This window comes from Pseudomonas sp. MPB03 (assembly GCF_046605385.1).
Taxonomy (GTDB): Bacteria; Pseudomonadota; Gammaproteobacteria; order Pseudomonadales; family Pseudomonadaceae; genus Aquipseudomonas; species Aquipseudomonas zanjanensis.
Genome location: NZ_CP176770.1, coordinates 3,034,617 through 3,053,567 on the forward strand (window position 1 = coordinate 3,034,617; position 18,951 = coordinate 3,053,567).

The window sequence follows — 18,951 nt, forward strand, 5'->3', positions numbered from 1 at the left end:
GCTCAAAAAAACCAAAAATATCTGTCGCAGGGGAGTGGGGCGTGAATTTCAAAAAGAACACAATTGCGTTGGCTGTAGGGTCGGCCATTGGTCTGAGCAACGGCGCTTGGGCGGCGGAAGAAGCCGCCAAGATGGAGATCGCTCCCATCACCGTAACCGGTGAAAAGATCGACCGCAGCCTCGAAAAAACCCAGTCCAGCGTCGTGGTCGTCACCGACAAGAACCTGCGTGAGCACGGCGACAAGGACCTGGTGGATGTGTTTGCCCGTACGCCCGGCGTCTATAGCCAGGCCGGCAACGAGAACTGGGGTATCCGTGGCGTGCCGGTGTCCGGTTTCGACGACCAGGGCCCAGCGGCCCTCAACGGTGCGGTGTCGGTGTATGTCGACGGTGCCGTGCAGCCGAACCGCGCGCTGACCCTCAGCCCGGTCCCGCTCTGGGATGCCGAACAGGTCGAGGTTTTCCTAGGCCCGCAATCCACCACCCAAGGCCGTAACTCCCTGGCCGGCGCGGTGGTGATCCGCACCAAGAACCCAACCTTCGAACCGAGCTTCTCGGCGCAGACCAGCATGGGCAACTACGGTGAGCACGGTGCGGCCGTGGCGGGCGGCGGGGCCATCGTGGATGACAAGATCGCCGGCCGTATCGCCGTGGATTATTCCGACGGTGACGGCTACATCCGCAACACCACGCTCGATAAAGACGCCAACCCGCATCGCACCAGCAACGTCCGCGGTAAGTTACTGATCCTGCCCAACGACGACACAGACGTCTTGCTGACTTATGCCCACAACGAACATCGCCAGGGTGATCGCTCGACGATGCGCGGCGCCGATGGCAAGCCGAGCTATTACGACATCGCGTCCAATACCGAGGCCTACGACAACCTCAAGCAGGACACGCTCAGCGCCAAGGTGGACTACCGGCTGAACGATGCCTGGTCGTTGACGAGCATGACCGCCAATACCAGTACCGACTACAGCAACCGTCTGGACTTTGACCAGAATGCGGTGGATAACGAGGTCGTGCTGCGTAAGCAGGACGGCAACCTGTTCAGTCAGGAGCTGCGTCTGAATTACGACTCGGACACGGTGAAGAGTTTTGTCGGTGCCTACTATGGCCACAACACCAACAACTTCCACGACCGGTTGTTGTTCGATAACGTGCTGGTTCGTACCGTCAAAGGTGATACCAAGATTGAAAACAAGGCAGTGTTCGGCGAAGTCAACTGGACGTTCGCCCCGCGCTGGACTTTGATCACCGGCCTGCGTTACGACCACGAGACGAACGATACCGATATTGAGGCAGATGGCCGCTTCGTTCCCGAGAAAATCAAGAAGTCGTTTGATGCGGTGCTGCCGAAACTCGGCATCGACTACGAATTGGCAACCGACCAGTACCTCGGTTTCATGGTGCAGAAAGGTTATCGCGGTGGCGGTGTCAACCTGCGCTCCGGTAGCGGTCACCAGGCCTACGACCCGGAATACACCACCAACTACGAGCTGTCCTATCGTGGTTCGTTCTTCGACAAGACCCTGCGTACCCGCGCCAACCTCTATTACACGGATTGGAAAGATCAGCAGGTCAGCGTGCGCCAAGCCGGTAGCAACGTCATTGATATCTACAACGCTGGTCGCAGTGATATCAAGGGCCTGGAAGTCTTCGTCGAAAAAGACATCACCGAACAGCTGACCCTGAATGTCGGTGGCGCCATTACCGATAGCAAATACAAGGATTTCGTTGCTGACAATGGTCAGGACAGGAGCGGCGAGGCGTTCCTCTACGCGCCTAAATACAAGGCCTCGGTGGGTGGTGTCTATCGCTTCGACGATCGCCTGATCTTCGGCACGGACATTGTCTATCAGAGCACCGCCCCTTCGGAGTACGAGTTCGACGCAAACGGCAAAGTGACGGGTGAGCGTAAGAGCGATGCCTATGTGCTGGTGAATTTCAACACCGAGTACAAAGTCACCAAGAACGTAGCGGTCTCCGCCTACGTGAAGAACGCCTTCGACAAGGAATACGTCACCAACAACCGCAATGACACCATCATCGACGTCGGCGCACCGCGCACGGTTGGGATGATCCTGCGCTACGACATGTAAACCCATGGGCGCGGGGAGGCAATCTCCCCGCGCCTGTCCTGCAACGTTCCGGATGTTTGTTTCCAGGCTGTTCGTTCCCTTCCAAACCCAGCCTCCATGGAGGAAATCATGAGTGCTTTTTCGAATGTCACAGCAGGTGGCGCGCAACAGCTACGCCTGTTGCACACCGGTCTGTCGAGTCCCTACTGCCTCGATTCGACGCCGCTGCTGGAGCGTCAGCAACAGCAGGAATCCAACGCTCGCAGTTACCCGCGACGCATTCCCCTGGTGCTTGAAAGGGCCCATGGCATTTATGTGCAGGACAGCCGGGGGCAAGTGTTCGTCGATTGCCTGGCCGGTGCCGGGACCCTGGCGCTGGGGCACAACCATCCGGTGATCGTCGAAGCCATCACCCAAGTCATGGCGGCCGGTGTGCCGATGCATACCCTGGACCTCATGACACCTGTAAAGGACGCATTCGTCCAAGAAATTTTCGCTTGCCTGCCCAGCGAGTTCGCTCGCCACGCACGCATTCAGTTCTGCGGCCCGAGTGGGGCCGATGCGGTCGAGGCCGCGCTCAAGTTGACCCGTACCGCCACGGGGCGGCATTCGGTCCTGGCGTTCGAAGGGGCTTATCACGGGATGACACTGGGCACGCTGGCCATCAGCGGCAACCTGTCGCCCAAGAATGCCCTCGGTGCGTTGATGCCCGGGGTGCAGCGCCTGCCGTTCCCTCATGATTATCGTTGCCCGTTCGGGGTGGCCGGCGATCAAGCGGTCACGTTGAACGTGCGCTACCTCGAGCATTTGCTCAACGACCCGGAGAGTGGGGTGACCGCACCCGCGGCGATGATCCTGGAGCCGATCCAGGGCGAGGGTGGGGTGATCGCAGCGCCAGATCGCTGGCTGCAGGAACTGCGTCGGTTGACCCAGGCCCACGGCATTCCGCTGATCGTCGACGAGATCCAGTGCGGCATTGCCCGCAGCGGGCGGATGTTCGGCTTCGAGCAATCGGGGATCACGCCGGACGTCATCACCTTGTCCAAAGCCATCGGCGGCGGGTTGCCGCTGTCGGTGATGGTCTATCACGAGTCGCTGGACGTCTGGCAGCCGGGTGCCCACGCGGGCACGTTCCGTGGCAATCAGTTGGCAATGGCGGCAGGTACCGCGACCTTGCGTTTCATCCGCGATCAAGGCTTGGTCCAGCACGCTGAAACGATGGGTGCTCACCTGCAGAAACACTTGCAGGCACTGCAAAGCGAGTTCGCCTGGATCGGCGATGTGCGTGGGCGCGGCCTGATGCTCGGCATGGAAATCGTCGACCCGCAAGGTACTCCAGACGTACAGGGGCATCCGCCGGTGGACACGGCCCGGGCCAAGGCTTTCCAGCAGGCGTGCCTGAAGCATGGTTTGATCGTCGAGCTGGGCGGCCGTCACGGCGCGACCGTGCGCTTCCTGCCGCCGTTGATCATCACCGAGCAGGAAATCGATTTTGTGGCGCAAATCCTGTTCCAGGCTGCAAGCACGATCAACGAGCGTCCCGCCGGCTGATCATCCGGTTCGGGCCAGCGTCCTGCTTGGGCGCTGGCCCGGCCCGACGTGTACTCAGTAGTCCCAGAAGGCCGCTACCCAGCGAAACGCGTCACCATTGACCGCCACCCGGCCAACGGAGGGGAACGGCAGGTGAGTCGCGACTAGCAGCTCGCCGGATGCCGCCGCTTCTTGCATGAGGCGGACCCGAACGCGAACCGATTCTTCTGGGTCATGTTCAAAACCGTTCTGCCAATCGGGATGGTCGAAGGCCACCGGGAACAAGGCATCGCCAGCGAACGTCAAGCGCTCCTCGCCGGACGTTACGTGGACCACACTGTGCCCTGGGGTATGGCCGCCGGTGCGCTTGACCACCACGCCCGGGGCGACCTCGTAGGTTTCCTCGAAGGTGTGCAGTTTGTCGTGGTAGTCGTGCATGAATTGCGTGGCGGTGGCGCGCAGTACGTCCGGTACCGGCGAGGGCATGGAGGTGAGGGTGAAATCCGGTTCGGCCCAGAACGCCACCTCGGTCGCGGCCACGTGGATCCGCAGGTCGGGACGCAGTCGGCTCTTCACCTCATCGACCAGCAGCCCGCCAATGTGGTCCATGTGCATGTGAGTAATCACCACGTCGGTCACCGACCCCAGGTCGATACCGGCGGCGGCCAGGCGCTTGGGAAACTGTCCGGCGCGCGGGAAGCCGGGGAATTGTGCGCCGAGCCCGGCATCGACGAGGATAGTCTGCTCGCCGCTGCGCACCACCAGCACGTTCAACGCCCAATCGAAGGCGTCCGGGCCCAGGAACATTTCCTTGAACCAGGCCGCTCGGGCGGCTGGATCGGCATTGGTGGACATCGTCGAGGTCGGCAGCGGCAGTACCCCATCACTGACCACCAGCACGTCGATCTCGCCAATCTTCAGGGCGTAGCGCGAAGGGACCAACTCCTCGTACGAGGTCGCGTGCAAGCTCATGGTTGAATCCGGATGCATTCCATCCTGGGCGGCAGGGGTGTTCAAATGCGTGGTCATGGTCGTTCTCCGATGGCTTGGGTCAAGGCTTGGGCGAGCACCGCCTCTCTCGGCATGAGAAAGGGGTGTCGCTGGAGAATGAGTCTGCATCCCGTCGAACCGCGCTCGATACCATACGTGGGTATGTTGCGCAGGCGCTTTAGCGTGATTGACCCCAGCAAAAGGTATGGGCATCCAGTGTGCCGGGGTGAGGGCGGCACAGGCGCTATGGATGCAAACTGACCCGCCGCCATCGCGAGCAAGCTCGCTCCCACATTCATTCTCCAGTGGACACAAAGTTTATGTCCAACACAGATCCCCTGTGGGAGCGAGCCTGCTCGCGAAGACGGCGGTACAGTCAATATCGATGCAAGCTGACCCACCGCTTTCGCGAGCAGGCTCGCTCCCACATTCACTCTTCAGTGCATACAAATTTGATGTCCACCACAGATCCCCTGTGGGAGCGAGCTTGCTCGCGAAGACGGCGGTACAGTCGATATTGATGCAAGCTGACCCACCGCCATCGCGAGCAAGCTCGCTCCCACAGAAAAAAGCACAGGGCAGGCTTATGCGGGGTCGTTCCGGCGCTTGAACCACCAGCGCAGCCGGGAGATGGGTTTGCCCTCGGCGTCCAGTGGCCGGCCGTCGTCGGCGTAGGCCTGGGCCGGTTCCAGCAGTTGGCCGTTGAGGTAGCGGGCTTCGACCGCCAGATTGCCGTTGGGGTGCAGGCGGCGATAGCGGCCATCGCGCACGCCGTCGCGATAGACCTCCGCTTCAGCCAGTTGCCCGTCGGGGAAGTAGTTGTTCGCCTCACCGTGCAACAACCCGCGGCGATACGTGGCCTGACGCTGCAGGCCGCCTTCGGCCGCGTAGAAGCTCGCCACGCCTTGCAACTTTCCCTTTACGAACGGCAAGACCGCCGAGACCTTGCCGTTAGGGTGATACAAGGTGCTGGTGCCTTGCAGTTCACCTTGGCTGTAGTTGAGCTTCGCTTGCGGACGTTGGGCTTCTTCGATCTGCAGCGGGCCGTCGAGCCGCCCATCGACCAGTTGACCGTCCAGCCGGCTGTCGCCGCGTTCCAGGTCCAGTCTTTTCGTGGTCATCGTTGCGTTCCCATCAGTTGACCTTCACCAGGCCACCCTTGATGGTCAGCATGCCGCCGCCGTCCACGGTCTGTTCGGCGGCCGCCTTGTTCACCAGGCTGATGCCGGCGTCGTTGGTGAGGGTTGTGCCAGCCTTGTTTTCCAATGACGTCCCGGCCTGGTTGCTCAGGGCCGTGCCGGCTTTCTGGCTGATGGAGGTGCTGGCCTGGGTCGCCAGGTCCGCGCCGCTCTTGATGGCGAAGCTGCCGCCGCTTTGCAAGGTCAGGGTGCCGCTGACCTTGATGGTCAGGTTGCCGTCCACAGTCAGGCTGTAGTTGCCGGTGACCTTGTGGTCGTAGTTGCCACCGGTGCTGTGGGTCTGGTCCGAGCCCACGGTGACGGTGCGGGTGTCCTTCACGTCGAGGCTGTCACTGCCGGTCTGGATGGTCACGCTGCGCTTGCCCTTCTCCAGGGTGACGGTTTCGTCGCCGTCCTTCACCGTGCGGGTGCGGGCGTTCTGCACCGTGAGGGTCTCGTCGTGGCCGACGGTGGCAGTGGTGTCGTTGAGCACGTTGATGTTGAAGTCTTTTTGAGCCTGGAGAAACACCTCTTCGGCGTCCTTCTTGTCTTCGAAGCGCAGCTCGTTGAAACCGCCGCCTCCCTTGGACGAGTTGGTCTTGATCCCGGATTGGGTCTGGTTCGCCGGCAGGGCATAGGGCAGGGCATTGTCGCCGTTGTAGACGCAACCGGTGACCAGGGGCCGATCCGGGTCGCCGTCGATGAAGGTCACGATGACCTCCTGGCCGATGCGCGGCACGAACTGCATGCCGAAGCCCTTGCCGCTCCAGGGCAAGACCACACGCACCCAACAGGAGGAGGTCTCGTCATTCTTGCCGGTGCGGTCCCAGGGGAACTGCAATTTGATCCGGCCGTATTCATCGGTCCAGATTTCTTCGCCGGCCTTGCCCACCACCACGGCCGTCTGGGTGTGCATGCGCGGTTTTGGCGTGATGCGGGCCGGTCGATAAGCCGTGGCCTTGGGGATCGCTTCGAAGCGGTTGCGATAGCTGTCGTGGCTGGCTTCATGGCTGACCGACGTCACCACCCAATCGATATTCAACGTCGTGTCTTCATGGCCGGCGAGGGTGAACCAATACCCCGGCACCAGCCAGCGGCAATCGCTTTCGCCAACGAAACGTTTCTCCTGGCTGCGCAGCCCGTCCACCCGCTGTTTGGTCAGTGCGTCGCCCTGGGCCTTGGCGGTGTAGCCGCCCGGATGCTCATACATCGAACTCGGCCCGGCCATGGCTTCGGCCTGGCTGAAGAGCGAGGTGGCCGGTGTGGTGAACTCATAATCGGTGGCCTGGTACACCCCGGCCACCGCTTGCAGGCACACCTGCCCAGAACGGATGCCGTGCAGTTCCCGCTCGCCCATTTTTTGCCCAAGGTAGTTCACCGTCGGCCCATTGGGGATGGGCGTGAAGGCGTCGTTGCTGTCAGCCAGTACCAGCGTGTGCTTGCCGGATTCATGGCTGAAGAACCAGAAAATCCCGTCTTCTTCCAGCAGGCGCGAGACGAAGGCCAGGTCGGTTTCGCCGTATTGCACGCAGTACTCGCGAGGGGTGTAGCTACCGGTGAGCTTGAGTTGGAAGTCGGTGAAGCCGTGGGCCTTGAAAATCGTCGTGACGATGTCCGACGTGGCGAGGTTCTGGAACACCCGGTTGTTGCTGGCCAGGCTCAGCCACCAGAGCCAGGGGCGGAGCAAAAGTTGATAGCGCTCGGCGGTGGCGTCGGCGGGAAGTTGGCGGATTTCGGCGACCAGAAAATCCATGGGTCGCAGTAAGGCATCCTTGTGCAGCGTCGTGGTGACATGGCTGGCGACGGCTGTGGTGAGGGTCAACGAAGCGCCATCGTTGATGCCGTTGAGAACGTGCGAACCCAAGGCATTGAGGCGTTCTTCGCCGGACAGCGAATCGGGGTACAGCGCCGACAGCGAGCTGGCGGTGAGGGAGAGGGTGGTGTTGCTGTCGACACTTCTAGCCATTGAGCATCCCTGTCACTGCTTGTTAAGCAGGTTTCCTATCCCCATGACCATTCTTTGATCAAAGTTCGGTTGGGCCCGCTTCTCCTGATTGTGATTGGTGCAAGTGATCCAAAGATTATCCAGGTCGTTATAGATAAGCTGAAGTTGGGCCAGGTCGTTCCAATCTATGGCAGTGGCACCCCATGCGGCAAAACCGTGTGAGATGAGCGCAGCAACATCAGCATCGTATCTATTGGTATTCATAAGGCGTGAAAACGGAGTCCTATGATCGACCTGGGTGTGCTCCTTGACATGCAGCGATCCGTTGTTTGTCAATATTCGAGCATCCATTTCGCAGTAATGGCAGCGGTAATAATCGAGTACGCGACCGCTGAGGCTTCTTTGCGGAACCGTGGGCGCGTTCTGATAGACCCAGTTGATGGTTTCCACTTCTAGGTACGGAGTCTCTGGAGCTCCGTATAGCATCATGCTCTTGGCCAATCTCATGTTTCACCTCATGTCATTGGTAGGGTTATTCCAATACCCACTCCGCCAATTTCCCCGTCACCTGCGTCATCAACACATTCTCGACATCCCGTGCCCCCGCCGCGCTGCACTTGGCCAACACAGCCTTGACGATTCCCGCATCGAATTCGAACTGCTTGCCCGTCGCCGCCTTGTAGCGCCCGCGCAATTTCTCCAACTTCGCCAACACAATCCCTTCCAGCGTCGCTTCATCCAGCGGCCGGTACGCCACCACCGTCATCCGCGCCAAAAACGCCGGGCGAAACGCTTGCAGCAGCACCTTGTGCAAGGCTTCGTTGAAAGCGTCGCTGCCCAGTTGCGCCACTGGCGTGTCCAACAGCAGTTCGGCGCCGACGTTGCTGGTGGCGAGCATCACGGTGTTCTTGAAATCCACCACCAGGCCGGTGCCGTCTTCCATCAGGCCTTTGTCGAAAACGTTGTAGAAAGCTTCGAGCACGTCCGGGTGGGCCTTCTCGATTTCATCCAGCAACACCACGGAATAGGGTTTGCGCCGCACCGCTTCGGTGAGTACGCCGCCGCTGCCGTAGCCGACGTAGCCGGGCGGGGCGCCCTTGAGTTGGCTGACGGTGTGGGCTTCCTGGTACTCCGAGAGGTTGATGCTGATCAGGTTGCGCTCACCGCCGTACAAGGCATCGGCCAGGGCGTAGGCGGTTTCGGTCTTGCCCACGCCAGTGGGGCCCACCAGCAGGAACACGCCGACCGGTTTCTGCGGGTCGGTAAGGCCGGCGCGGTAGGCTTGCAGGCGTTGGGCTATGGTGTTCAGCGCGGTGCCCTGGCCCATGACTCGCTGGCCCATGCGCTGGCCGAGGGTGCGCACGGCATGGGCTTCATCGGCGAGCATCTTGCCCACCGGGATGCCGGTCCAGCCGGCGATCACCGAGGCGACGGTCTTGCTGTCGACCTGTTCGGGCACCAGCGGATCGTCCTGGCGAATGGCATCCAGGCCCGCCTCCAGGCGCAGCAGTTCGGCGGCCAGGTGGTCGATGCGATTATCGATCTCGGTGTCGGCTTTTTCACTGTCGGCGCGTTCGCTCAGGGCGAGCAATTCGCGCCGGGTGTCGAGCAGTTCGCGCACGGCTTCGCGCTCTTCGCCCCAGCGGGTTTCCAACTCACGGATGGCCTGCACGTTGCTGGTCGATTCGCTTTCCAGCAAGGTGATGCGCTCGCGATGATCCAGACCGGTGGCCTGTTCCCGGCGCAGGCGTTCGACTTCATCCTTGAGGCTGTTCTGCCGGTGGCGCAGGCTTTCCAGCGGCGGCGGCACGTCGTGCTGGCCGAGGGCAACCCGGGCGCAGGCGGTGTCGAGCACGCTGATGGCCTTGTCCGGCAACTGGCGTCCGGAGATGTAGCGGTGGGACAGCTTCACCGCCTCGTGGATGGCAGCGTCCAACACCTGCACGCCGTGGTGCTGTTCCAGTTTGCTCGCCACGCCCCGGAGCATTTCCACGGCAGTGAGTTCGTCCGGCTCCTCGACTTGAACCAGTTGGAAGCGGCGGGCCAGGGCCGGGTCTTTCTCGAAGTATTTCTTGTATTCCAGCCAGGTGGTGGCGGCCAGGGTGCGCAGTTCGCCCCGGGCCAGGGCTGGCTTGAGCAGATTGGCCGCGTCGCTGCCGCCCTCCGCACCGCCAGCGCCGATCAGCGTGTGGGCCTCGTCGATGAACAGGATGATCGGTTTCTCGGCGCTGCGTACCGCGTCGATCACGCCCTTGAGGCGCTGCTCGAACTCGCCCTTGACCCCGGCGCCGGCCTGCAACAGGCCCAGGTCGAGTACACGCAAGGTGACTTCCTGCAACGACGGCGGCACATCCCCGGCGGCGATGCGCAGGGCCAGGCCTTCCACCACGGCGGTCTTGCCGACGCCGGGCGCGCCCACCAGGATCGGGTTGTTCTGCCGGCGCCTGAGGAGGATGTCGATGCACTGGCGGATCTCGCCGTCGCGGCCGACGATGGGGTCGATGCGGCCGTTGCGGGCGTCGGCGGTCAGGTCCTGGGTGTACTGGTCCAGCACCGGGTCCTGTTTCTGGGGGGGCTCGCCGGGTTTGGCCGGGCGCACGCCACCGACATGTTCACGTGAGCTTTCGGTCCATTCCAATAGATGGGCGCGCAGGGCATCGCGGGGAATGCGCAGCAACGACGAGGCGCTGTTGAGCAACAGGCTGCGGCGCTCGTCACGGTCCAGCAGGGCCAGCAGCAACAGCCCCGAGCGGATGCTGTCCAGGCCCAGCACACTGGCCTGGACCACGGCATCTTCCAGCAGGCCAATGGTTTGCGCCGACAGGGCGGGCGTACGGGTGCTGCCGGATTTGAACAGGTCCAGGGCCTTGTTGGTTTCCGTTGCCACCGCGTCACGTTCCAGGCCGAAACGCGGCAGCAGGCAGGCGAAGTCACCGCCCTCGATGTCGAGCAACTCCAATAACAAGTGTTCGATTTCCACGTAATGGTGGCTGCGCTGCAGGCAGCGTTGTGCAGCCCGTTCCAGGGCGCGGCGGTTGTCCGGGTTGAGGCGTCCGATCAGGCTGGCCAGTTCCATTTCAGGCGATCTCCGGCTGACGAAGGCGAGTTTCGATCCGTTGCACGGCGAGGGTTGGCTGGCGTTGCAGGCCACCGTTCCAGTTCAACCGTGGCGCGGCCTGGCGGTCCAGTTGCAGTGGGCCGGTGCCGCGGATCAGCAGCACCAGGGTGCAATCCAGGTCAGGGCCGAAGTACAAGGCGTAAAGGCTGGCGAGCAGCGGATGGGCTTCCCCGGTGGGCAGCAATCCATTGGCCTGGGCTGTGCTCAGCGGGCCGAGGGTCAGGCGCACGCCGGCATGTTCGTCCCAGACCCGGGTGCCGGCCACGGCGTTGCGACCCAGGCGCAGGTTGCGCCCACCCGGTTGCAAGCGGCTACGGCTGGCCGGCGGGATCTCACGCCAGCCACCTGCGTAGGCGCTCAGCTCCACGGGCAAGCCGAACTGTTCACGGACAATCGCCGCGAACCCCGCCAGGGAGCGCCGGCCATCGGCATACAGCGCGGTGCAGGCCAGGACCGCCGAGTCAGGTGCGGCCTGGCGTTCCTGCATGGCCTTGGGCAGCAGGCCGGTCAACGCGCGCAGTTGCGCGTGTACGGCGGACGCGCCTGGCGCCGTGAAACCGAGGGCGATGCGATGTTTGCGCATCACCTTGTACAGCAGGCTGAGCAGGCGATGCTGGAACAGGTCGAGGAATTCCGCCGGGGCATGGTCCTTCGCCCGCGCCCGTTGTTGCAGCCATTCCTGGTAGGCGTAGGGCAGCGGACCGTCCGGGCCACCGAGGCCGAAGATCGGTGTGGTCAACGTGGGCGGCAGGCCGGGTTCCTGGCCCAGGCTCTCCACTTCACTGGCGGCGAACAGTGGCGTCAACGGCCCACGCAGGCGCAAGGCTTCGGCGTGCGGCGCGGTGCCGCTGCCCAGGGGTTCGGCCTGGGGATGTTCGCGTTCGAGCAACAGCAAGGCCTGGAGCCATTCGAAGCGTTGCGGGTCGCGCCGCAGCCGTTCGCTCAGGTTCAGAGCACCAGGGGTTTGCCGGCTTGGGGTTGCCATGTCTTCACCTCCTTGTCGGACTGGACCAGCACGGTGCGCACGAAGCGATTGGCGGTGGCGTAAAGGGAAAAGAACTGCGCCAGCACCCCGGAGAACAGCACCGCGCTGCTGCCGACGAAGTGTTGCGGATCCAGTTGCAGGCGCACCTCCAGGCCGTTTCGCCAACCGCGCCAGGCGTCTTCGCCGACATGGGCGATGACCCGATCGCAGCCCAGTCCTGCGACCCCTTCGATCTGGCGGTGAGCACTGGCCTCATCCCGCAGGTTGTGTAACTCGAGAATCTCGCGCAGCGCGTCCAGTGCCTGGGGGCCTTCGACCAGTGACAGATGGTTGAGGGTCAGTTGCGACACCAGTCGCCAGCGCGATTCACCGTCCAGGCGCGGCAGGCTTTGCGGGCTGGGTGGGTTGCGCAGGCGTGCCCAGGCCACCGGTCCCGGGCGCTCGAAACCCAGGGGCGTGCCGGCCGGCAGGCTTTGGGCCAGGTGGCGGTTGGTGCACAGCAGTTCGGCGGTGAGGCTGTAGTCGCGAGTGTCGGCCAGCGGGTCGAACTGGGTGTCCACCAGGCTGATCATCAAGTCGGTGCCCAGTCGGTTCGGGCTCATGCCGCTGACCCGGCGCGCATGCCAGTAGCAAGTTTGCTCGTTGCCATGCTGGCTGCCGTAATAGGCCGGCACTTTGCGCACGCCCTGGCTGGAGATGGCGCGCACGCCCCGGATGCTGTGGATCTCGACGCTGTTTTCCCGATGACTGTCGGCCACCAGCCGGTACTCGCTACGGGTGCCGTCCGGGCGCAGCGGTTCGGACGTGCGGGGAAACAGGTTGATCACCGGCGTGCAGCCCAAGGCGATGTCGCTGGCCTGGAGCGGCAGGCGACTGCTGGGCGCGCGGTCGAATACGATGTACAGGTACAAGGACTGGCTGTCGCTGGTGGCGCCGGTCAGGGGCAGATCGAAGAAGCTGAATTTATCCGGAAAGGCAAAGTATTCGGCCAGCAGGCGCATGCCGGGATGCACGCCGTCTTCGTCTGGCAGCAAGACCTGGTCGCTGGCGAAGCCGACGATCTGCGGCAGGCCAGCCAACGGCTCCGGCACGCTTCCCGGCGCGCCGGCCAAGACCTTGATGGCGTGGGCGCCCAGCAGATCGTACAGCCCGGCGTTGATCATCGGTGACGCCGCCAGGTGCACCCGCAGCGAGTCGATCCCCAGCGTTGACCACTGGCTTTCCCCCAGGCAACGCAATTCCAGGCGCAAGGCCGAGCGGGCCTGGACCACGCCGGTCAATGCCTGGGCTTCATCGCTGCCCAGCAGTAATGCTTCGCTGACCTGTACCGGCCACAAATGGACTGCGGCGGTGGTGCGAAAGTGAATGCTCTGGCCTTTGTCGGTGGTGACGAACAGCGGCGTGTCGCGGGGTAGCGGATAGCCCTCGTTCAAGTTGCCTTTGCTCGGGTCGGGTTCGAACTGCACGATGGCGCACGACGGCAAGGGCCGCATGGCCAGCGGGTAAAGCTGTTCGAGCAGGGCATCGCTGAATTCGGCGTAGTCGTCGTCCAGCCGCCGTTGCAAGCGCGCGGCCAGCAGGGCGAATCCTTCCAGCAGGCGCTCGACATGGGGGTCGGGGCACTCGCCGGGGGACAGCTCCAGGCGCCGGGCGACCTTGGGATAACGCTCGGCGAACAGGTTCCCGGCGTGACGCAACCAGGTCAGTTCGCGTTGGTAATAGTCCAGCAATTGCGGGTCAATCGAGTCGCTCATGGCGCACCTCAAGGCCGTCGCCGGCGTGCTCGATGACAAAGGCCACGGGCCAGGCATGCAGGTCGCCGCGCAGCTCGCCCGACAGCCGTATGCACAGTTGCTGCGGATGGCCCGGCACCGGGCAGACTTCGACGTCGCCCAGGCGCAGGCGCGGTTCGAAGTGAGTGATGGCCTGGCGGATTTCCCGGGTCAGTTGCCGCCGGTCATCGCTGCGCTGCTGTTGCAGCGCGGTCCAGTCGGCGATGCCGTAGTCGAGGATGCTCGGGGGTTCGGTCAGCGTCCGTGGGCCGCGACGGGTATTGAACAGGCGCGACAGCTCGGCATGCACCGAGTCTTGCAGCGCCTGTCGGTCGAACGCCCGCCCGGTATCGTCCGCCGGGCTGGCCAGGCGTTCGAACAGGGGCGGGCGCAGCCCGAAGCCAGCCATGGGCACGGCTTCCCTACTTGGTCATTTTGTTGGCGGCCAGGTCCCAGGTCGTGCCGGCCGTGCCTTCCTTGGTGCCGTCGTCTTTCTGTGCGGTGAGCTCCCATTTGATCTTGGTGAAATTCAGCGACAGGGTTTCCACGGGTTTACCGCCGGTGCCGCCGCTGACACTGACGTTGGACAGCACGACGTTGGTCAGGGTGTAGACAATGAAGGGCATGATCTGGCCGCTGCCTTCGGCGGCGTTGCGGCCGATGGTGACGACGGCTTGCGGGATGGGCTTGCCGGCGCAGCAATATTCGTTGAGCGACGGGGTGGAGCTGTCGATGAATTTGGTCAGGGTGAATTCGCCGATGTGGGGCCGGCCGGAGGTGCGCTCCGAGTTGCTGACGTCGTTGGTGACCTGCATGGCCACGTTATGGCTGTAGGACATGACCTCGATCTTGTCCGTGAAACCCTCCAGCAGGCTGTCGCCCTTGATGTCGCCGCCGAGGTCGAGAATGATTGCATCCATTGTGTGGAACTCCTGAAGAAGACGAATGAGGCAGTGCCCGATACCGATGAATTAACCCGTGGCCAAGGCGCTTGCTGTGGCTAGATAGCTTTTGTAGCTGGAGCGCTTTTGTGGCAATGGAGCTTTTGTGGCGAGGGAGCTTGCTCCCGCTGGACTGCGCAGCAGTCCCAAAAAACAGGGCCGCTTCGCGCCCCAGCGGGAGCAAGCTCCCTCGCCACAAAAAGCTCTCTAGCTACACAGCCACACAGTCACACAGCCACGCCGTGGTCAGGCAGCGACCGGTGGCGGCAACGTCGCCACCAGGCGGATCGAGGCCGTCAGTTCCTCCAATTGGAAGTGCGGCCGCAGGAACACCGTGGCCTTGTAGGCGCCAGGCTTGCCGGCCACCTCCGTGACGTCCACCCGGGCTTCGCGCAACGGATACTGCGCCTTGATCTCTTGCGGCGCGTTGTCGTTGATCAGCACGTAGTCAGCGATCCAGTTGTTGAGGTAGGTCTGCACGTTGTCGCGGGTCATGAAGCTGCCGACCTTGTCGCGCATGATCACCTTCAGGTAATGGGCGAAACGCGAAGCCGCGAGCACATACGGCAACATCGCCGAGATCCGCGCGTTGGCGTTGGCCTCGTTGGTGTTGTAGACCTTGGCCTTGTTGGTGGTCTGGCCGCCAAAGAACACCGCCACGTCGCTGTTTTTCTTGTGGCACAGGGAGATGAATCCCAGGTCGTTGAGTTCTTTTTCACGGCGGTCGGTGATCGCCACTTCGGTCGGGCATTTGAGCGACAGGTCGCCGGAACTGGTGCGGAAGGTATGGGCCGGCAAGCCTTCGACTGCGCCCCCGCCTTCGGCCCCGCGAATCGCCGCGCACCAGCCATATTTGGCGAAGGCTTCGGTGATGCGTTGCGCCAGCGTCCAGGCGGCGTTGCCCCACAAGTACTTGCTGTGGTCGGTGCCGTTGACGTCTTCGACGTAGTTGATGCCTTCCACCGGCAAGGTGTCCGGGCCGTAGGGCAGGCGCAGCAGGAAGTGCGGCAGCACCAGGGACACGTAGCGCGAGTCTTCGCTTTCGCGGAAGGCGCGCCACTTGATCAGTTCCTGGCTCTCGAAGATCTTCGACAGGTCCCGGGGGATCGCCAGTTCGGTGAAGCTGGTCATGTCGAACAACCGCGGACTGGCGGCGGCAATGAACGGGGCGTGCGCGGCGGCCGCGACGTTCGAGAGTTTTTCCAGCAGGCCGATGTCCTGCGGATGCCGGCCAAAGGTGTAGTCACCCACCAGCAGGCTGAACGGGTGCCCGCCGAAGGTGCCGTATTCTTCTTCGTAGATTTTCTTGAACAGCGCGCTCTGGTCGAATTCGACGGCTTTTTCCAGGTCGTTCTGCAGTTCTTTCTGGGTGACGTTGAGCAGGCGCAATTTCAGTCGGGTGCTGGTTTCGGTGTTCTGCACCAGCAGGTGCAGGCCGCGCCAGGAGGCTTCGAGCTTCTGCAGTTCGGGATGGTGCAGCACTTCGTTGAGCTGGGCGCTGATCAACTGGTCGATCTGGCTGATGCGGTCGTTGATCATCGCCACCGTGTCCTTGTCGATGGCCATGCCTTCGTCGAGGACCTGGGTCGCGAATTCGGCCAGCATGTCGCGGGCGTAGTCTTGCTGGCTGTCGTCGTGGGCCATGCGGCCTTCGGCGATGATCTTGTCCAGCAGGGACAGGGTCTGGGTCGTGCTCTCGCTGGTTTGAGCGCTGGATGAAGCAGGCATGGCTTTATCTCCCTTGAATGAGGCGCGCGATCAGGCCTGTGGCTCGGCCGGGGCAGGGTCATCGTTGGCGGCGACGGTCGGCAGCTCTGGCGTCGTGTCCTGTGGGCGGGCCGATTTGATCTCCTGCAGGCCTTCGGTGTTGGCGATCACGTCACGCAGCAATTTGTCCAGGTCGTCGTTGCCGTCGAGCTTGGTCAGCAAGTCCCGCAGGCGTTGGCGCGCTTCGAACAAACGGCGCAACGGCGTGACCTGCTCCACGACCTTCACCGGGTCGAAGTCGTCGATGTGGCGGAAGTTGAGCTCGATGTTGAGCTTGCTGTCGTCGCCGCTGAGGGTGTTGTTCACCTGCAGCGTGGCGCGGGGGGAGATGGAGGCGAGCACCTCGTTGAAATTGTCCCGATCGATTTCCGTGAAGCGCCGCTCGTTGAGCTTGGGCAGCGGGTCCAACGGCTTGCCCGAGAGGTCGGCCAGAATGCCGACGACCAGTGGCAATTCTTTTTTCTCGATGGCGTTGCCGATTTCCACGTCGTAGGTGATCTGGACGCGGGGAGGGCGGACTCTGTCGAGCTTGTGCTGGGTACTTTCTGCCATGGCGGCCGACTCCGATGCATGTGTGGGAGCAATGCATCGGGAGTCCCGCTCATCGCATTCCCTTGCTGATCCGCAGGTTGCAAATGGGCGGCAGAAAACCTGTCATTCCCTTGACGAACCTGGTCCATTCAACCGTGTGGGTCGAACTATCCAAGACGCTAGAACAGGTCTATAAAAAAGCAAGCAAAAACAATTTTTGACCGCTGAGAAAAGGAAGATTCATTTTGCGTGAGTTTTTTTATGGATTTTTTTTGAGCCTGGCACTCACCGGTTGCTCGCTCTTCGCCCCCAGTGTCGACCTCGACAGCTTGACCCTGGACGTCGCTTCCGGCGCCAACGACGACACGCCGATCGCGGTGGATTTCATCGCGGTGAACGACCCGGACCTGCTCAAGCAGCTGTCGGGCATCACCGCCAGCCAATGGTTCGCCGAGCGCGAACAGTTCCAGCGCGACTATCGTCAACTCATGTCGGTGTGGGGGCTGGAGCTGGTTCCGGGGCAATTCATCGACCGTCAACCCTTCCCGTTGGAGGGCCGGCGCGCCGCTGGACTTTTGGTCTTCGCCAGCTATAACACTCCCGGAGCCCACCGGCTTCGGCTGGACGATCAGCGCAAGGCCTGGCTGAAGTTCGACAGTCGCGAGATGACCCTGGTCAACGATGGCCAGCGCGATGACAGCCAGCCTTGAGTGAACCGCGGGCCGCCTTGCGCGGCGACATTGGAATGTCGAAGGGAGTCGTATGAGTCTGTTACCTGACGCGGTGTGCTGGCATGAGGGCATGCAATTGCTGCCCCAGCATTTTCAATTGCAAGGGTTGCGCGCCGAGGCCTTGGCTGCGCATTTCGCCGGGGCTTGCAACCCTTGGTTCTGGGGCGTCAGCCAGTTGGAAGTCGACCCGTCGGCCCTCAGCGCCGGCCAGGTTCGACTGCTGCAATTGCAAGGCACCCTGCCGGACGGTTTGCCGGTCAATCTGCAGGCGGGCGTCGGGCCGACCTTGGAGCTGGACATCAGCGAGGCCATCGATAAGACCGACGACGCCACCGTGACCGTTTACCTGGCTGTCAGCCCGTTGTGGCGCGCCGGCCAACTGCTGCCGCTCAAGGGGCGCATGCAATCGGTGGTCGGCGAAGCGCTGCCAGACCTCACGAGCGGCGAGTTTCCCGAGTCAATCACCGTCTGGCGACCGAACCCGAGGCTGTGCACGCAACTGAGCAAGGCCGATTCGATCTGCCTGCCGCTGCTGCGCATTCGCAAGGAGGGCGGCGGTTTCTGGCGCGTGCCGTACATGCCGCCGACGCCGGTCCTGTTGCCGGAGTCGGTCCTCGGTCGGCGGGTCGCCGGGGTGTGCGCCAGGGCTCGGGAAAAATGCATGTTCCTCGCCGGTCGCTTGCGCCAGGCCCAGGCGGCAGGCAACCAGGACGATGCCATGGAAATCCGCCGGCAATTGACCGCCTTGTGGGCGCGCTTGCCGGAGGTCGAAGGGGCGTTGACCACCCGGGTGGCGACGCCCCAGGCACTCTACGGCCTGTTGCTGGGGCTGGCCGGGAGCTGGTCGGCCCTCGATCCGCTGGCAGGCGTCCCGGCCTTCGCACCGCTGGACTTTCTCGAGTTGCAGCGTGGTTACGAGCCGCTGCTCGACTGGCTGGAAACCACTCTGGAGCTGGTCCGCGCCGGCTATCGCAGCCTGGCCTTCGAGCGCAACGAGCAGGTCTTCTCGATCCAATTGCCGGACGACCAACCGGATCAACGCCTGGTGATCGGCCTGCGCATGCCCAACGGCGCCAGCGAGCAAGCGGCGGCCGACTGGTTGCGCGGGGCGATCATCGCGTCGGCACGGCACGTCCCGCTGCTGAGCCGGCAACGCATGAGCGGTTTGCCCCACCAGGCCATGAGCCGCAACGAACAGGTGGCCTACAGCGTCGGCGACGACACCCGTCTGTTCGTGGTGGCCGCCAGCGGGCAATGGTTCGACGGGCAATTGCCGCTGCACATTGTGGCGCCGGCATCGGCCCAGGCCAGCAGCCCGTGGCAGGTGGTGTTGTTCGTGGCGCAAGCCGGTGAAAGTGCCTGATCGCAGAAGGGGAGTC

At 62.9% G+C, this 18,951-nt stretch carries 15 protein-coding genes; 4 read left to right on the top strand and 11 right to left on the bottom strand.

All coding sequences use genetic code 11. The features are described from left to right. Positions 1 to 41 precede the first annotated feature (41 nt). Both ACLH0I_RS13490 and ACLH0I_RS13495 read left to right on the top strand, forming a co-directional pair. Positions 42 to 2,105 carry a TonB-dependent receptor gene (locus tag ACLH0I_RS13490; RefSeq protein WP_411387340.1) on the top strand — a complete coding sequence of 688 codons (2,064 nt, stop codon included), beginning with the start codon at positions 42 to 44 and terminating at the stop codon, positions 2,103 to 2,105. 108 nt (positions 2,106 to 2,213) lie between these two features. After that, positions 2,214 to 3,635, top strand: coding sequence for a diaminobutyrate--2-oxoglutarate transaminase (locus ACLH0I_RS13495; RefSeq protein WP_250963370.1), 1,422 nt, complete (start codon positions 2,214 to 2,216; stop codon positions 3,633 to 3,635). Positions 3,636 to 3,689: 54 nt separating this feature from the next. Here ACLH0I_RS13495 and ACLH0I_RS13500 read toward each other — a convergent pair whose 3' ends face one another. The 11 genes from ACLH0I_RS13500 to tssB form a co-directional block, all read right to left on the bottom strand. After that, complete coding sequence (locus ACLH0I_RS13500; protein ID WP_411387341.1) at positions 3,690 to 4,643, bottom strand: MBL fold metallo-hydrolase; 954 nt, start codon at positions 4,641 to 4,643, stop codon at positions 3,690 to 3,692. A gap of 545 nt (positions 4,644 to 5,188) precedes the next feature. Next, positions 5,189 to 5,725 (bottom strand): toxin-antitoxin system YwqK family antitoxin, encoded by a 537-nt coding sequence (locus tag ACLH0I_RS13505; protein WP_411387342.1) that lies wholly within the window; start codon positions 5,723 to 5,725, stop codon positions 5,189 to 5,191. A 13-nt stretch (positions 5,726 to 5,738) separates the two neighbouring features. After that, positions 5,739 to 7,748, bottom strand: coding sequence for a type VI secretion system tip protein TssI/VgrG (gene tssI / locus ACLH0I_RS13510; protein WP_411387343.1), 2,010 nt, complete (start codon positions 7,746 to 7,748; stop codon positions 5,739 to 5,741). A 12-nt stretch (positions 7,749 to 7,760) separates the two neighbouring features. Continuing rightward, positions 7,761 to 8,234 carry a hypothetical protein gene (locus tag ACLH0I_RS13515; protein WP_250963367.1) on the bottom strand — a complete coding sequence of 158 codons (474 nt, stop codon included), beginning with the start codon at positions 8,232 to 8,234 and terminating at the stop codon, positions 7,761 to 7,763. A gap of 25 nt (positions 8,235 to 8,259) precedes the next feature. Next, positions 8,260 to 10,803 (bottom strand): type VI secretion system ATPase TssH, encoded by a 2,544-nt coding sequence (tssH, locus tag ACLH0I_RS13520; protein WP_411387344.1) that lies wholly within the window; start codon positions 10,801 to 10,803, stop codon positions 8,260 to 8,262. A 1-nt stretch (position 10,804) separates the two neighbouring features. Then, on the bottom strand, positions 10,805 to 11,830 hold the full coding sequence (tssG, locus tag ACLH0I_RS13525) for a type VI secretion system baseplate subunit TssG (RefSeq protein WP_411387345.1): 1,026 nt from the start codon (positions 11,828 to 11,830) through the stop codon (positions 10,805 to 10,807). Beyond that, positions 11,794 to 13,584 carry a type VI secretion system baseplate subunit TssF gene (gene tssF, locus ACLH0I_RS13530; protein ID WP_411387346.1) on the bottom strand — a complete coding sequence of 597 codons (1,791 nt, stop codon included), beginning with the start codon at positions 13,582 to 13,584 and terminating at the stop codon, positions 11,794 to 11,796. The genes tssG and tssF overlap by 37 nt, the downstream gene beginning before the upstream one ends. Then, positions 13,568 to 14,011, bottom strand: a complete 444-nt coding sequence (gene tssE, locus ACLH0I_RS13535; RefSeq protein ID WP_186704838.1) for a type VI secretion system baseplate subunit TssE — start codon at positions 14,009 to 14,011, stop codon at positions 13,568 to 13,570. The genes tssF and tssE overlap by 17 nt, the downstream gene beginning before the upstream one ends. Before the next feature lie 13 nt (positions 14,012 to 14,024). After that, a complete protein-coding gene (locus tag ACLH0I_RS13540) occupies positions 14,025 to 14,522 on the bottom strand; it encodes an Hcp family type VI secretion system effector (protein ID WP_186704839.1) in 498 nt (165 codons plus the stop codon). Positions 14,523 to 14,789: 267 nt separating this feature from the next. Continuing rightward, positions 14,790 to 16,271 (bottom strand): type VI secretion system contractile sheath large subunit, encoded by a 1,482-nt coding sequence (gene tssC, locus ACLH0I_RS13545; protein WP_186704840.1) that lies wholly within the window; start codon positions 16,269 to 16,271, stop codon positions 14,790 to 14,792. Between the two features lie 30 nt (positions 16,272 to 16,301). Next, positions 16,302 to 16,862: a type VI secretion system contractile sheath small subunit gene (gene tssB / locus ACLH0I_RS13550; RefSeq protein WP_207967163.1), complete on the bottom strand. Its 561-nt coding sequence runs from the start codon at positions 16,860 to 16,862 to the stop codon at positions 16,302 to 16,304. 224 nt (positions 16,863 to 17,086) lie between these two features. On the opposite strand from tssB, the gene ACLH0I_RS13555 reads away from it, so the two are divergent. After that, positions 17,087 to 17,551, top strand: coding sequence for a type VI secretion protein (locus ACLH0I_RS13555; RefSeq protein ID WP_411387347.1), 465 nt, complete (start codon positions 17,087 to 17,089; stop codon positions 17,549 to 17,551). 52 nt (positions 17,552 to 17,603) lie between these two features. After that, the gene (gene tssK / locus ACLH0I_RS13560; RefSeq protein WP_411387348.1) at positions 17,604 to 18,935 is read left to right on the top strand and encodes a type VI secretion system baseplate subunit TssK; all 1,332 of its coding nucleotides are present in this window, start codon (positions 17,604 to 17,606) and stop codon (positions 18,933 to 18,935) included. Positions 18,936 to 18,951 lie beyond the last annotated feature (16 nt).

What these genes read in the sequence shown, in the direction of transcription:
- ACLH0I_RS13495 (WP_250963370.1), top strand. Translation starts at nt 2,214, where the DNA reads ATGAGTGCTTTTTCGAATGTCACAGCAGGTGGCGCGCAACAGCTACGC.
- ACLH0I_RS13500 (WP_411387341.1), bottom strand. Translation starts at nt 4,643, where the DNA reads ATGACCACGCATTTGAACACCCCTGCCGCCCAGGATGGAATGCATCCG.
- ACLH0I_RS13505 (WP_411387342.1), bottom strand. Translation starts at nt 5,725, where the DNA reads ATGACCACGAAAAGACTGGACCTGGAACGCGGCGACAGCCGGCTGGAC.
- tssI (WP_411387343.1), bottom strand. Translation starts at nt 7,748, where the DNA reads ATGGCTAGAAGTGTCGACAGCAACACCACCCTCTCCCTCACCGCCAGC.
- ACLH0I_RS13515 (WP_250963367.1), bottom strand. Translation starts at nt 8,234, where the DNA reads ATGAGATTGGCCAAGAGCATGATGCTATACGGAGCTCCAGAGACTCCG.
- tssH (WP_411387344.1), bottom strand. Translation starts at nt 10,803, where the DNA reads ATGGAACTGGCCAGCCTGATCGGACGCCTCAACCCGGACAACCGCCGC.
- tssG (WP_411387345.1), bottom strand. Translation starts at nt 11,830, where the DNA reads ATGGCAACCCCAAGCCGGCAAACCCCTGGTGCTCTGAACCTGAGCGAA.
- tssF (WP_411387346.1), bottom strand. Translation starts at nt 13,584, where the DNA reads ATGAGCGACTCGATTGACCCGCAATTGCTGGACTATTACCAACGCGAA.
- tssE (WP_186704838.1), bottom strand. Translation starts at nt 14,011, where the DNA reads ATGGCTGGCTTCGGGCTGCGCCCGCCCCTGTTCGAACGCCTGGCCAGC.
- ACLH0I_RS13540 (WP_186704839.1), bottom strand. Translation starts at nt 14,522, where the DNA reads ATGGATGCAATCATTCTCGACCTCGGCGGCGACATCAAGGGCGACAGC.
- tssC (WP_186704840.1), bottom strand. Translation starts at nt 16,271, where the DNA reads ATGCCTGCTTCATCCAGCGCTCAAACCAGCGAGAGCACGACCCAGACC.
- tssB (WP_207967163.1), bottom strand. Translation starts at nt 16,862, where the DNA reads ATGGCAGAAAGTACCCAGCACAAGCTCGACAGAGTCCGCCCTCCCCGC.
- tssK (WP_411387348.1), top strand. Translation starts at nt 17,604, where the DNA reads ATGAGTCTGTTACCTGACGCGGTGTGCTGGCATGAGGGCATGCAATTG.